Source organism: Sporofaciens sp. St.21A7 (assembly GCF_059728535.1).
The window spans coordinates 978,598-992,958 of record NZ_BAAGFN010000001.1; the positions used below are offsets into that span (position 1 = coordinate 978,598).

Here is a 14,361-nt window from a genome sequence, read left to right on the forward strand (position 1 = left end):
GGGCTTATATTGACGTTTGCGATTCTTAAATGAATATCAAAAAGATTGTAAAGACGAAAATGACGAAAAACAGGTATTTGAATATAAAATCGTGAGAATCAGTAAAAGACAGGTATAATCATATTTGTAAAAACATAAAACAATGAGGTGATTTGTATGAAATTGAAAAGATTTTTTAATGTATGCCTTTCAGCATCAATTTGTCTGGCTCTGTTTGCTGGCTGCGGTAATTCTACATCGTCTGTTTCCGCAGATCTGTCTTACACACAGGCTGACATTGGAACGATTCCAATATCTTCAGATGTGCAGGTAGTGGGTTTAGGAGAAGCGAGTCATGGCGTGGCGCAATATCATCAGATGAAAGCTGATGTGTTCAAAGCATTAGTGGAGAATAACGGCTGCCGTACTTTTATCATAGAAGGAGATTTTGGCGGTGCGCTAAAAGTGGATCAATATATCAATGGCGGCAATGGCACTGCCGAAGAAGCAGTTGCGGAAATAGGTTTTTCCATTTATTGTACACAGGAAATGGCGGATCTGGTAGATTGGATGCGTTCATACAACGAAACCGTTTCGCAGGAAAAAGCATTGCATTTTTATGGTATGGATGTACAGGGGTTTGATAACAACAAAGAATATCTGTTTTCCGTTATCGACCAAGCCTACCCGGAATTAAGTGCAGAATATTCAGAAGTATTTGCACAACTTACAGATGAAAATAGATATTCTTTAGATAAAACCATATTGAATAGTGCAAAAGAAGGCGTTTCAGAGTTTTTACTTAAACTGGACGCTGCTGAAACCGACATTGCAGAGAGTCTGGGCCAGCCCGCCTTTGATTTTGCAAAAGAATGTGTAAATACCATTTATGCGTTTTGTGAGGTGCAGTTGAGTGACAACTACAATGCCACCCGTGACCAATATATGTATGAGAAGGTAGAGTGGTTTATGCAGCATGGCGATGGCAGCGTCCTGTTTATCAATGGACATAATGGACACATTGGAAAAACATCTGTGGCAGGCTATACCTGTTTAGGAGAATTGTTATCGGAAAATCTTGACAACGGCTACTATGCGATTGGGACGGACGCACAGAAAACACAATTTAACTCCCAGAAAGACAATGGGGATTTTGAGGTTATTGAAGTCAGCAATTCAAATGATCTAAACAGTCAACTTACTAATGCCGATAACAGTCAGTATTTTATTGACTTTACAAGTCCTGCCTTGGATGAAACATGGAAACAGATTCTGAGCAGTGAGCAGACAATTACTACGCTTAATGTCGGTTTGTCCAGTATGCTGAAAAAGGTAAAAGCTGCATATACAAGTACGATTATTCCACAGGATACTTTTGATGGTATGATTGTTTTCAAGGCTGTTACACCGTCAACATTACTTAATAAATAAAAATATATTCCCTGATTTTAATAAAGCGGATAATCCGTAAGAAATGCGTACCTATGGTGAGTGCCAAAAACAAAAATTTTGTCATTTACTATGGGTACGCATTTATGATATCTGAACCTGCTGTATGAATAAGCCCTCTTTGATCAAGGTTTCATGGTAGATATTATCATAGCGGTTCAATATCTCAGACACATTGTATAGACCGATACCATGTCCAGCTCCCTTTGTGGTTACTTCCTTTTTAAGCACCTGGTCTACAGAGAGTCCTTTATCGATAAACGTATTTGATATAATAAATACGATATCCTGATTCATTTTACCCAGATGAAAATGAATGACCGGATGTTCTGTTTCCAGACATGCCTCTATGGCATTATCCAGATAAATGCCGAGCATTCTTGTCAGATCAACCGGCTCCATGTGAATGGAATCAATTTGATCCGGAATATCTATATCCACTTCGATATCCTGATTGACGGCCAGAAGCAGTTTGGTATATAAGATGCTTTTCAGTTCCAGTATGTTGACATTTGATAAGTTGTTCAATGCCCCATTTTTTTGTGTGAGATTTTTTTGCATCGGTAAAATATGTTCATAGAAGAAGGTTCCCAGTTCCTCATATTTTTTCTCATCAATATATGCAGCGAGGGAAGCCATGATATTGATATAATCATGCCTGAACGACCGCAGGTTATTATATACCATTTCCAGGTTCTTGGTGTATTCGTTTAAGTTTTCCAGATACTCAACTTTTTTCTGCGCTTCATAATTTTTACGGGTTGTGTACAGTACGATTACGATCATGCTTATTGTAAACAGAAAATAAAGGACAACAGAAGAAACCATTAAAAAAAATTCCCTGTGCGTAATTTCCAGGTTATCAAAAAAAGAAGACATCGTGAGAAGCATAGACGCACAAAGCAAAAGGGTTAATGCAATTAAAATGAACAGTTTTTTGTTCATTTTTTCAAAAGTACGGATAAAATACCTTTCGAGCAATCGTCTGACCAGATAAAGAACGGGACAAGACGCTGCTATTGTACTGATAACATATATGGTAATAAAAAATTTATCAGCGTTTAATTCTTTGATGGAGAGATCCCATAATATATTGAATGCAAACGATACTAAATTGCCTAAAACGTTGTTGAAAATATAACCAATCGGAATATAAAAAAACGAATATAATTTTTTAGTGAATTTCACTAACAGGATAGAGTTCAACGCCAGTATAACAAATAACATAGGATAAAAGGTCAAATATACCATTATAAAAAAAAGCACTGAAAACGAGAAAAAGAAAATGAGGTATTTCTTTATGGAAAGATCTGGATGAGTCAATATAAAAATATCACAGATCATCATAAGCCCAATTCCTATGGAAGCAATCAAATATAGTGTAATCATAAAAGTCTCCTTAAAACAGTATAATTTTTGTGGCCTGTTTAGAAAAAACGCTCCGTAAGGGCGCTCACGGAGCCGCCAATGTGTTTTGTCAGCGAAGCTAACTCAAATCCGAGTGTCGATCTATTTCACGGCAATCCTTTATGATATCTGAACCTGCTGTATGAACAAGCCCTCTTTAATCAAGGTTTCATGGTAGATATTATCATAGCGGTTCAATATCTCAGACACATTGTAAAGACCGATACCATGTCCAGTTCCCTTTGTGGTTACTTCCTTTTTGAGCATCTGGTCTACAGAGAGTCCTTTGTCAATAAACGAATTTGATATAATAAATACGATATCCTGATTTATTTTGCCCAGATGAAAATGAATGACCGGATGTTCTGTTTCCAAAGATGCCTCTATCGCATTATCCAGATAAATGCCGAGCATTCTGGTCAGATCAACCGGCTCCATGTGAATGGAGTCAATTTGATCCGGAATATCTATATTCACTTCGATATCCTGATTGACGGCTAAGAGCAGTTTCGTATATAAGATACTTTTCAGTTCCAGTATATTTATATTTGATAAGTTGTTCAACGCCCCATTTTTTTGTGTGAGGTTTTTTTGCATCGGTAAAATATGTTCATAGAAAAAGGCTCCCAGTTCCTCATATTTTTTCTCATCAATATATGCAGCAAGGGAAGCCATGATATTGATATAATCATGCCTGAACGACCGCAGGTTATTATATACCATTTCCAGGTTCTTGGTGTATTCGTTTAAGTTTTCCAGATACTCAACTTTTTTCTGGGCTTCATAATTTTTTCGGGTTGTGTGCAGTACGATTACAATCATGCTTATTGTAAACAGAAAATAAAGGACAAGCGAAGAAACCATTAAAATGAACTCTCTGCGTGTAATCTCTAGGTTATCAAAAAAAGAAGCCATCGTGAGAAGCATAGATGCACAAAGCAAAAGGGTTAAAGCTATCAAAGTGAGCAGTTTTTTGCTCATTTTTTCAAAAGTACTGATAAGATATCGCTCGTGCAAGCGTCTGACCAGATAAAGAACGGGACAAGACGCTGCTATTGTGCAGATGTGAAATATGGTCACAAGAAATCTATCAGCATTTAATTCTTTGATGGAGAGACCCCATAATATATTGGCGGCAAACGTTATTAAATTGCCTAAAATGTTGTTGAAAATATAACCAAGCGGAATATAAAAAACCGAATATAATTTCTTAGTGAATTTCACTAACAGAATAGAATTGACCGCCAGTATAACAAATAACATAGGATAAAAGGTGAAATATACCATTATGAAAAAAAGCGTTGAAAATGAGAAAAAGAAAATGGGATATTTCTTTATGGAAAGATGAGGATGAGTCAGTATAAAAATATTACATATCATCATAAGCGCAGTCAATATGGAAGCAATCAAATATAGTGTAATCATAAAAACTCCTTAAAGCAGCATATTATTGTAATCAGTTTCGATAAATGCTCCGTAAGAGCGCTTACGAAGCCATCAATGTGTTTTGTCAGGAAAGCTGACCCCAAAAACCAACGCCAAGACCCGCGAGCTAATCTTGGCGTTTCTTTCATTATAGCTTATTGTGGATAAATTGGCAAGGAAAATAGCGGTTATGATTAAAAAACAGGCGTTTACGACAGAAAAGATAGAACAGGGATTTTTGCTTTATAATAAAGTTGTAAAGATGAAAATCTGAGTAACAGGATTAGGAGGCGGAATATGAATTGTGTATTAAGAGTTAAAGATGTCAGTAAAAGGGCAAAAGATTTTCAAATTTTGAATAAAGTATCCTTTGAACTTGGAAGCGGAGAGATTGTCGGGCTGATTGGACCGAATGGAGCCGGAAAAACCAGTATCATGAAAATCTTAGTAGGGCTGACCAGAAATTATACCGGGGAAGTGGATCTGAGTGGTGTTAGGGATATTGGCAGCATGATCGAGACACCTAGTTTTTATCCGTACAACACGGGCTATCAGAATCTCATGTACTTTGCCGGATTAAATGGTGTAGGGAAAAAGAAGGTAGGAGAATTGCTGGAACTGTTAGGGCTTATGGATGCTGCGAATAAGAATGTCAAAACATACTCCCTTGGCATGAGGCAAAGGCTGGGGATTGCACAGGCTTTATTAAAGGATCCTGATGTTCTTATACTGGATGAGCCTACTAATGGACTGGATCCGGAAGGTATCTATGAAGTCCGTGAATATATAAGGAAGATTGCAAATGAAAAAAACATCACAGTATTGATATCAAGTCATTTATTGGGCGAGTTGGAAAAAATGTGTGACAGGGCGATCATAATCAAAAAAGGTGAGGTCATTAGGTTTATGGAGTTCCGGGGTGGCAGGACGGAGAAACCGATTACTTATGTAATAGAAAGTCTGGACACGGAAGCTGCACAAAAAATCCTTCAGGAAAATGGATATCATGTGGTTTCGCAGAACGGGCAGGAGTTACGGCTCCACATTGATGCCGATGAAAAAAAGGATGTGGCAAAATTACTGGTATCACACAATGTAGTAATGACAGGGCTTTATGAGGCAGGCGAGACGCTGGAGGATACATTCTTAGAGCTTATGAAAGACTAAGTACGATTTTATCAACTGTTTGAACCGAAAGGAGTCATTTGGCTTCTTTCGGTTTGGCGGTTTATGAAAAATATGCGGAATGATAGTAATTTGTCCTCTTTTTTATTGACAAATTCCAGGCATTTCGTGATAATAAAACAACGGACAATTCGTCCCGTGAACTGTCTTTATGGTAGTCGAAAAAGAACTGCCCTATATGGTAGCCGGAAAGAGTTGCTTTCGCTATGGTATGGTGTCAGATGTAAGGAGAAATGCAGTATGTTAAAAATATATATTTGTGAAGATATAGAAGCGCAAAGAGATAAAATACAGCAGGTGGTTGAAAATATTGTCCTTATGGAAGAGCTGGACATGGAACTTAGCTGCGTTTCGGAAGACCCACATAAAATCCTTGAAAAAGTGAAAGTTACAGAGGAGGTTGGAATCTATTTTCTGGATATTGCTCTTGGTGCAGATATGACAGGATTAACTCTGGCACAGGAAATCAGAAAATATGATCCAAGAGGGTTTATTATTTTTGTTACAACCCATTCGGAAATGAGTTACCTGACATTCATTTACAAATTAGAGGCATTGGATTTCATTTTGAAGGATGATCCGGAAGAATTAGGTAAAAGAGTATACGAGTGCATTCTGAAAGCGAATCAAAGATTTGCGTCTGCCAATAACAAGATACACGCAAATTTTTCAGTGAAAGTAAATGAAAAGGTATTTACAGTAGATTATGACGATATCCTCTTTTTTGAAACATCTCCGAATGTGCATAAGATTATTTTGCATTGCAAAAATCGTCGGATGGAGTTTTTAGGGAAGATCAAAGAGATTGAAAAAGAGGTGGATGGGCGGTTTTATCGCTGTCACAGGTCTTTTTTGGTGAACAAGGATAATATCAGGGAAATAGACTTTCAGAACCGGGTGATCTACATGGTCAATGGAGATGAATGCCTGCTTTCGTGCCGTATGATGAAAGGGTTGAAATAGCATTAAAACTTTCTTATTGGAGTTGTGTACTCAGTAAAAATGAGCTTATAAATGTACATTGCAAGTTGCAGGTAAATATTTATAATCAAGTATATAAATCGGGATTTGTTGTTAAGGAGGTAGACTATGAAAAAGATGAGAACTATCGCATTAGTTTTGGTTTGCTTGATAGGATTAATTGGGTGTACAAGAACAGAATCAATGTCAGATTACCCAGCCGCAATTATGGTGGACGGAGGAATCTATTTGTATAGTTCAGAGCCAATGCCAGCAGAAGTAGATGAAAGTGCAATTATTGGATATACAACTTCTTATATAGATACTTTTCCAGAAAAAGACGGAGAAACAAATTTTAACAGAGAATTAGAAATGCCATACGCAAAAGTCGAAGGTGGAATTGCTGTATTGTATGATAATGAATGGCACTTATGTACACCAAAAGATTAACTCAACTTCCAGTTTGTGGAGGAAAAATGAAATCATTCTTTGAAAAAATCAGAATCCCCGAAAAAGGTGTTCCTCTTAAAATACAGATGGTGGCAACAATAGGAGTAATACTGTTTGGATTTGCTCTTGGAGTATTGCAGAAATGGATTGATGGTTCACCGAGCAATCTCTTCCCGTTGTTAATGCAGCAACTTGACATTAGAAACTATTTTGGTCGATTAGCAATATGGATTTTATTGGCGACAGTTATATCCGTATATTCAAAGACGCCAGTAAGGGCTTCTATTAACACATTCTTATTCTTTGTAAGTATGTTGGCAGGATATTATCTCTATTGCAATTATATCTTAGGGTTCCTGCCGAGAGCTTATATGATGGTATGGATTGTGATTTCTTTTGCGTCTGTTTTTATGGCATATATATGTTGGTATGCAAGAGGAGAAGGAATTATAGCAATTATCATATCCAGTGTAATTATTGGTGTATTATTTGCCCAGGCGTTTTCGCTTACACAGGGGTTTTATGTATATAACATCATGGAAATTATTACATGGATAATTGGTGTAGTTATCTTGCATAGAAAACCTAAAGAGTTTGCCATTGAACTCGGATTATCATTCGTGATTGCATTTATTTATCAATTAGTTATTCCACATTGGGGATAAAATAACTTCGAGTTTGAAAAATTGTCGGGTGGGTGTAAATTCAGTAATCAAATGTAAGAATATGTATTCTGCTTCAATTCAACCAGTGGGAACACTTTTCAGAAAAGGAGTATCAGAATAGAAATAAAGCTGAATGTTTATAAGTGTTATTTTGTAGACATTCTTAGAATCTTCGCTGTCTGGCGAAGATTTTTTATTGTAGAGGCATTTCCCGGAATCTATATGTGTGTACATAGCTTTTCAGGCAGTGCGGAAAACAGATATTGACGTTTACGATTCATAAACGTGTTCTAAGAGGATAGTAAGAACGAAAATGATGGAAAATGTATATTTGAATATAAATGTTGATGTATCCATTTGAAGCGGAGAGCGTGGCTTTCACGGTCTGCAGTTTCTTCAATCTGGATACGTCAGACTATTCATTTCCGTATTTAGCGGGATGGGCCAGCAGCATGGAGATGAAGGAGCTACGCGGCTCTATGGACTTTATCCGGAAAACGGCAGGAGCTTTCATTGACAGCATGGTAGAGAATATCCAGAAGCTGCAGAAAGAAAAAGAGGCTGAGAGGGAGCTGACAGAAGATGACCTGGTATTCCAGTTTGCACCTCTTGGAGAAGATACAAAAAAGTTTTATCTTGTAGATAATGTCGGGCGGGTAGATTTATTAAGGCTGTTACATACATTTGCTGAACAGGAGGGGGAAAATAAAAATCCGGAGCAGTTCCTGAAAAGCCACGGCGTACATCTGGATTTATGGAGGGATTCGGAAGATACGGAGAAAAACCAGGAGATGCCGGAGTTTTACGATGTCCTGTATATGGATGCAGGCCATATCGTAGATGCGGCAGAGTTTTCCCTTTTGGTACAGGTGGAAATGATGATCAGCCGTGCGGAGTATGGGCATACGGCTTTGGGGAGAGAAGCGCATAACCTGGCTGTCCTGTATGCCTATAAGCTAGACAATCCAAGGGACACAAGGGAGTTGGTGAATAAACTTGCGAAGGCTGTGGAAAATCCAGAAGCGCATAATATCCGGGAAATCATGGAGGACGTACAGGCAGAGATTGACTTTCTGCCGGACAACCAGATCGGTCTTATGCAGATGCATGAATTTGGCTACCGCAATGATTCTATCCTGCCCCTCAAGGTGGAGCGGGCTGTGGCTTTGCATAATGCAGGCTTAAATATATATAGTCTGAATAAGGACGGGAGCCGTACCCTGATGAATACGCAGGAAGATATTTTGGAAATGGGAACAGATGGGATATTCGGCATTGAAAGCGGGGAGTGGGAAAGCTACCAGGTGATGGAATCCGTGCGTGAGGAAAATGCGGAGCAGGAACATCTAAACGAAGATTTACTTTTCAGCAGTAATCAGGATCGTTACGCCATCTATCAGATCAGGGATGATGGGGAAGGCCGGAAATATCTGTTTATGGGTATAGACTACCTGAAAAAACAGGGATTTTCCGTGGAATATGATGATTACCAGATGGTTTATAATGATGTGCTTGGGGAAAACGAAACACTGGATACCCTGTATGAGAAATTCAATATCGGGCGGCCGCTTGATTTTACCGGGCATTCCCTCTCTGTCAGCGATGTAGTTGTTTTGAAAAAAGGTGGGGAGGTTACGGCACATTATGTGGATTCTTTTGGATATACGGAGCTGCCGGAGTTCTTTTCGCAAAGGGAGAGAAAGATGGAGCAGGAAAAAAACGCAGGATTACAGGGAAGCAGCCTGCAGGAGCCGCAAAACGATGATATAAGCAAACCATATGAAAAAGTGTATCCACCGCTCTATACGCATACCATTACTTATGCGATGGAGCATGGCAGGGCGGATGACTACCTGGAATCAAGAAAGCTGAACCTGGACTGCAAAAATGCCATTGAGGACGCAATCCAGGAGAACTTTGACGGGATGCATCTGGCGCATGACGCCGCTAAGGGAGTCCTTGAAGAATATGGTGCGGAACGTGTGGTATTCATCCTTGCCAATACCGTACAGCATTTGGAACATGACGGGCGGTTTTCTATCGGGAACAAGGCGTGGGCAAAGGGGTATGAGATACCGGAGAACATAAACTTGGGGATGGATATGAATGCTGATTATGTGGTAAGCAGCCACCCGGCGGTACTGGACGGGTTTATCGGGTTTGCGAGGGATGCGATAAGGGAACAGGAATTAGGGATGGAAGAAAGTGTGCAGATCCATGAGGAAACGAAAGGGTTTATTGCAAATGGGCATTTCGGCACATGGCATACGGTAGAAGCAAAGGAGATCAGCGGTGAGCTGTTTTACCGGATGGAGCATGAGGAATATGGGGATTCTGTGGCATCTATTGTTGTTAATCAGCAAGGGGAATTGGTGGCAGAGGACTTGGAGCATGGGTTTGACCAGGGGGCAATGGAAGCCATTAGTGAATATTTCTCGGAAAAGGGGATAGAGATGAAGGCAGAGCTGGAAACGCCATTCATTGCACAATACTATGTCATACAGAATGCCGATGGCAGCAAAGCGGAAAGGGCATATCAGTATTTTTCAGATATGGATACGGCAGTCACTGCTTATCATGAGATTCCGCCCCATGTGGACAAGCGGCTTGGCATGGAGAGCAGCGAACAGCCGCCCTCCAGGATGTCCCTGATTGAGTGCAGGAATGGAACCGAAACACTCACAGACATAGAAAAATACTCCCTGAGTGGAAAATGGGTGCGTGAGGAAACGATGGCGGCATCACAGAAAGCAAAAGAATATCTTGATAATTGCGATGTTGAGATTGCATACCAGACCGGAAAAGGGTATTTTTCCATCCAGACTGTTTCAGATGGCTACGACTATACGATTTATGGCAGGGATTTCCGGGAGATTGACGGGGGAGTGTATGATAACCCGGATATATCCATCGGTGAAGCGATGGAAGCACTCCTTTCTGATGAAGGAATCTCCATGACGGCATGTAAGGTTATGGATTATGAGGAATTGCAGGAGAAGGCAGAAGCAGCCGCACAGGAAGATCTGCAGAAAACACAGGCGAAAGAAACGGAGAAGGGGAAGCTGCCGCTGGTTTCTGATATGACAGAGCCGGAGCCTGCCTTAAACGGCCAGAGCCGTGCAGGGATAGAGGAAACCGTACTCTGCTATGCCCAGGCACAGATTGATGAAATGGGGCTGTCGGAGGAAGTGGAGCTGCTTGGCGCAAGGGTATATGGGAGCCGTTCCAGGGAAGGGCTTTACCACGAAGGCTCGGATATAGATGTTGCAGTGTCTTACAGCGGTAATCTGAAAGAGGATGTTTTCTTCAATGCGTTACATGAGGGAGGGTTGAAGATAGCAGGAATCCCGGTTGACATCAATCCAATCTCTACGGAACAGACCGGGAGTTTAAAAGAATATTTGGAAAGTGCGGAGAAGTATCTGGACGAAAAGCAAGGCAATATGGAGATTCCTGAAAGTAATGGGCGGGCAGACCGGAAACAGTCTATAACATTTTATGTGGCAGAGTGTTCAGAATTTCATATATTGGGAGAATATCACGACCGTTTGGAGACATTGCAGGAAGCAATGGAATTATATGAAAAAATCCCTGCGGACAGACTAAATGGCATAAAAAGTATTGGTATTCAATTAGAGGATGACAGCATCTATGATGGTACGACTTGTGACCTTATGGTGGCGGGAGAAATCCAAACGGAATTTATCAATGAAATTCCTCATTACAGAGAAAGCCCGCTGGTGCAGAAAGCGATTGCGGATATGGAAGCAATGCTTTTGGAACAAAGAACGGGGCAGGAGGTATCAGCTCCGCAAGAGAAAGCAGCGCTTCCGCAACAGACAATGCCAGAGGTAAAGGAAGGAAAAGCTGTTCAGATGGAAGAAAACAGGAATCCAGCCACAGAGGTACGGAAATCTGTTGGAGATACAGAGGTATCGGAAAAGCAGCCTGCAGAACTGAAAAAAGCGGCTGAAAATGCCCCCAAAGCAGACAGAGCCATATCCGGCGGCAGCAAGAAGCAGTCTGTCTTAAATGCCCTCCGGGAACGGCAGGCAAGAATGAAAGCGCAGGGGAAGGAAAAGCCGGGACAGGAAAAACAGGAGCAGAAGGCACAGGCAAAGAAGAAAGGAGAACCGGAATTATGATGGTGAGGTTTGAGGAAAATGAATATTTCCTGATGGCAATGTTCCAGAAGGAAAGCAGGCAGGCAACCATAGAGGAAATATATAATGTGATCCCCTACATAGGCAGGGATGAAGAAATGCTCGCACTTATTAACAGCACACTGGAAAAGCTATGGTTCCTTACGGATGAAGCATTTTTAAACATGGATTTGGAACCGTACAAAGAGGAAACGGTGGAGGATGAATGATGGATGTGAACCAATTTGCAGTCTACCAGCTTAAAAATATCCCGGAAAACAGGCAGATACGGTTCCGGTCTTACAGTGCGCTGCAGGAGAAGGGAATCCGGGTACGGTACGGGGATTATGAGCAGGTATACCTGGCACGGATGCAGCCGGGAGACGAACCAGAACAGATCCGCAGGCATTTTAACAGGAAACTGCCACGGACATTTCATGGCCATTCGATCAGTGTCAGCGATGTGCTTGTGCTGAATAAGGACGGTGTTGTGACTTCCTATTATGTTGAAAAAGATGGCTTTACAGTAATAGCAGGTTTTATCCGGAGCGGTTCATCCGGCGCACTTGTGTCTATTGATACAGCAGATTTTCATATCGAAGGGAAGGAGGGGTGCTGGCACGTTTTTGACAGCATTATCATAGACGGAAAGCAGTTCTTCCTGATGGAGCATGAAACCTATGGAAAAGAAGTGGCATGGGTTGTGCTGGATGAAGAAGGGAAGATCATTGTAGACCATACATACCAGGGTTTTGACCAGGCAACCGTACAGCAGATCAAGGATTGTCTCCATTCACCGCAGCATACCGCAGAGCCAGAGATGCAAAAACAGAGTACAACCAATAGGTATATCCAGATGCCGTCCGGCAATACTATGGATAAGCCGCCTCTTGAAAACTGGCAGAAATATATGGAGAATGGCGAGTATCTCCGCAGTTCCGAGATAGACGAGGAACAGAACTACAACATGATAGATGGCAGGCGGAATAATATGTCCCCCAAGGGGAAGAATGGCAGGGCATCCGTCTTGGCAAAGCTCCGCCGCAAACAGGCAGAGATTGCAAAGCGGTATGGGAAGCCGGCACAGCAGATGGAAATGGCAGAGGATATGGAGCGCAGGAGGAAGTAAGAAAGGGAGAAGTGTCTGGCCAATGCTGCCGGATGCTTCTCTCTTTTTATGTCTTGAACAATGGAGAATTTCTCTGTATAATAAAACCATAGCAGACAGGGCATAGCTGATTTGCCAGACTGATCAGAAAAGCCGGAACCGAGGTGATATGATGCAGGGTGAGACATTACAGGAAGAACAACAAGAGAAAACGGCAGAGAAAAAGGAATCGTTTGCAAAATATACGGCGAAAGACAGTGTTTTCGGGGCGCTTTTCCGGGATAAAAAGTACCTGATGCAGCTATACCGTGCGCTCCACCCGGAGGATGCGGAGACGACGGAAGATGCGCTTACAGACATTACCATAAGAAATGTCCTTGCGAACGGAATCTTTAATGACCTGGCTTTCAGAGTTGGGGATAAAATCATGTTTCTGGTCGAGCATCAATCTTCATGGACGATGAATATCATTATACGAGTGCTGATGTATTTAGTGCAGATTTACCATGATTACTTTGAGGAACAGGGTGCAGACTTATACGGGAGCAAGAAAGTCCATGTCCCGGAACCGGAGTTATACATGATATTTACAGGAGAGCGTGCCAGCAGGCCGGAAACGATCTCACTTTCCAAAGAATTTTTCGGCGGAAAGGAATGTGCCATTGAAGTAAAGGTGAAAGTGCTTTATGGCGGCAAAGGAAATGATATTATCAGCCAGTATGTAAATTTTACAAAAGTATATAACGAACAGGTGAAACAGTATGGGAGGAGCCGGGAAGCTGTCACGGAAACCATCCGTATCTGTAAGGACAGGGATGTGTTACGTGAGTTTTTGTTAGGCAGGGAAAAGGAGGTTATATCTATTATGATGTCTTTGTTTGATGAAGAGAAGATCATGCGTACCCATATCGCAAGTGAAAGGCGTGAGGCCGCAAAAGAGGCAGTAAGGGGTGGCGTAGAAAATATGTTAAAGTTGGGGAAAATGTCGGCAGAAGAAATTGCAGGCTGTTTTCCTGAATTGTCTGTGGAAGACATTCGGGAAATTGAAAAAGGGCTGCTTCAAACGGTATAATAATTTTGGAGTAAGCAGATAAAAAAGAAAGAATATTGGAGTCCCCGGCTGCAAATGGATACAGCCGGGGTTATTCACATGGAGGACAAAGTGAAGGAATCAGAAATGATAGGGAAAGTACATTCCGCTGTCTACCACCAATGCCAGCAGAGAGGGTACGCCGCCCCGGCAGATGTACTGGTTGACGTAGGAGTGCTGCCTAAACAAAAATATGAGGATTGGAGATTCGGGAAAGTACGGTATCTGGAAGCAGTCTGTACGTGTAATTTAAAGAAACTTTCTTTTATTATGAAACAGATCCGCTCCTATGCAAAGAAAACGAATTTAAAACCGTCATTCTGCTATTACAAGCGGTGGGGCGTGAAGAAGAGGCACTATGTGGATTTAGGGCGTACAGAGCAGTTGAAGAAAGAAAAAATGGAGAAGGCGGCAACTGCAAACCAGGCTGAAATATCGGACAAGACATAAGATATGCCAATAAATATTTCTGACAGCAAAAACGGAGCGTAGAATAGGAAG

The 14,361-nt window shown here is 41.2% G+C and carries 12 protein-coding genes; 10 read left to right on the plus strand and 2 right to left on the minus strand.

What is annotated here, in order from left to right; translation table 11 throughout:
- The first annotated feature begins 156 nt into the window (after positions 1–156).
- The gene (locus AC6I3O_RS04775) at positions 157–1,410 is read left to right on the plus strand and encodes an erythromycin esterase family protein (RefSeq protein WP_497849930.1); all 1,254 of its coding nucleotides are present in this window, start codon (positions 157–159) and stop codon (positions 1,408–1,410) included.
- 102 nt (positions 1,411–1,512) lie between these two features.
- On the opposite strand, the gene AC6I3O_RS04780 is transcribed toward AC6I3O_RS04775, so the two are convergent.
- Both AC6I3O_RS04780 and AC6I3O_RS04785 read right to left on the minus strand, forming a co-directional pair.
- The gene (locus AC6I3O_RS04780) at positions 1,513–2,256 is read right to left on the minus strand and encodes a sensor histidine kinase (RefSeq protein ID WP_497849931.1); all 744 of its coding nucleotides are present in this window, start codon (positions 2,254–2,256) and stop codon (positions 1,513–1,515) included.
- Positions 2,257–2,955: 699 nt separating this feature from the next.
- Positions 2,956–3,699: a sensor histidine kinase gene (locus AC6I3O_RS04785; RefSeq protein ID WP_497849932.1), complete on the minus strand. Its 744-nt coding sequence runs from the start codon at positions 3,697–3,699 to the stop codon at positions 2,956–2,958.
- Positions 3,700–4,557: 858 nt separating this feature from the next.
- On the opposite strand from AC6I3O_RS04785, the gene AC6I3O_RS04790 reads away from it, so the two are divergent.
- From AC6I3O_RS04790 to AC6I3O_RS04830, 9 genes are all read left to right on the plus strand, one after another.
- Positions 4,558–5,427 (plus strand): ABC transporter ATP-binding protein, encoded by an 870-nt coding sequence (locus tag AC6I3O_RS04790; protein ID WP_497849933.1) that lies wholly within the window; start codon positions 4,558–4,560, stop codon positions 5,425–5,427.
- A gap of 258 nt (positions 5,428–5,685) precedes the next feature.
- Positions 5,686–6,408, plus strand: coding sequence for a LytR/AlgR family response regulator transcription factor (locus tag AC6I3O_RS04795; RefSeq protein WP_497849934.1), 723 nt, complete (start codon positions 5,686–5,688; stop codon positions 6,406–6,408).
- A 126-nt stretch (positions 6,409–6,534) separates the two neighbouring features.
- Positions 6,535–6,855: a hypothetical protein gene (locus tag AC6I3O_RS04800; protein WP_497849935.1), complete on the plus strand. Its 321-nt coding sequence runs from the start codon at positions 6,535–6,537 to the stop codon at positions 6,853–6,855.
- Positions 6,856–6,881: 26 nt separating this feature from the next.
- The gene (locus AC6I3O_RS04805; protein ID WP_497849936.1) at positions 6,882–7,520 is read left to right on the plus strand and encodes a hypothetical protein; all 639 of its coding nucleotides are present in this window, start codon (positions 6,882–6,884) and stop codon (positions 7,518–7,520) included.
- A 347-nt stretch (positions 7,521–7,867) separates the two neighbouring features.
- On the plus strand, positions 7,868–11,665 hold the full coding sequence (locus AC6I3O_RS04810) for a DUF3849 domain-containing protein (RefSeq protein WP_497849937.1): 3,798 nt from the start codon (positions 7,868–7,870) through the stop codon (positions 11,663–11,665).
- Positions 11,662–11,892, plus strand: a complete 231-nt coding sequence (locus AC6I3O_RS04815; RefSeq protein WP_497849938.1) for a transposon-transfer assisting family protein — start codon at positions 11,662–11,664, stop codon at positions 11,890–11,892. Before AC6I3O_RS04810 ends, AC6I3O_RS04815 begins: the two co-directional genes overlap by 4 nt.
- Entirely contained in the window at positions 11,892–12,791 is a 900-nt protein-coding gene (locus tag AC6I3O_RS04820) for a YodL domain-containing protein (RefSeq protein WP_497849939.1), read from the plus strand. Before AC6I3O_RS04815 ends, AC6I3O_RS04820 begins: the two co-directional genes overlap by 1 nt.
- A 151-nt stretch (positions 12,792–12,942) precedes the next feature.
- Positions 12,943–13,842 (plus strand): hypothetical protein, encoded by a 900-nt coding sequence (locus tag AC6I3O_RS04825; protein ID WP_497853420.1) that lies wholly within the window; start codon positions 12,943–12,945, stop codon positions 13,840–13,842.
- 90 nt (positions 13,843–13,932) lie between these two features.
- The gene (locus AC6I3O_RS04830; RefSeq protein ID WP_497849940.1) at positions 13,933–14,310 is read left to right on the plus strand and encodes a hypothetical protein; all 378 of its coding nucleotides are present in this window, start codon (positions 13,933–13,935) and stop codon (positions 14,308–14,310) included.
- The last annotated feature ends 51 nt before the right edge of the window (positions 14,311–14,361 follow it).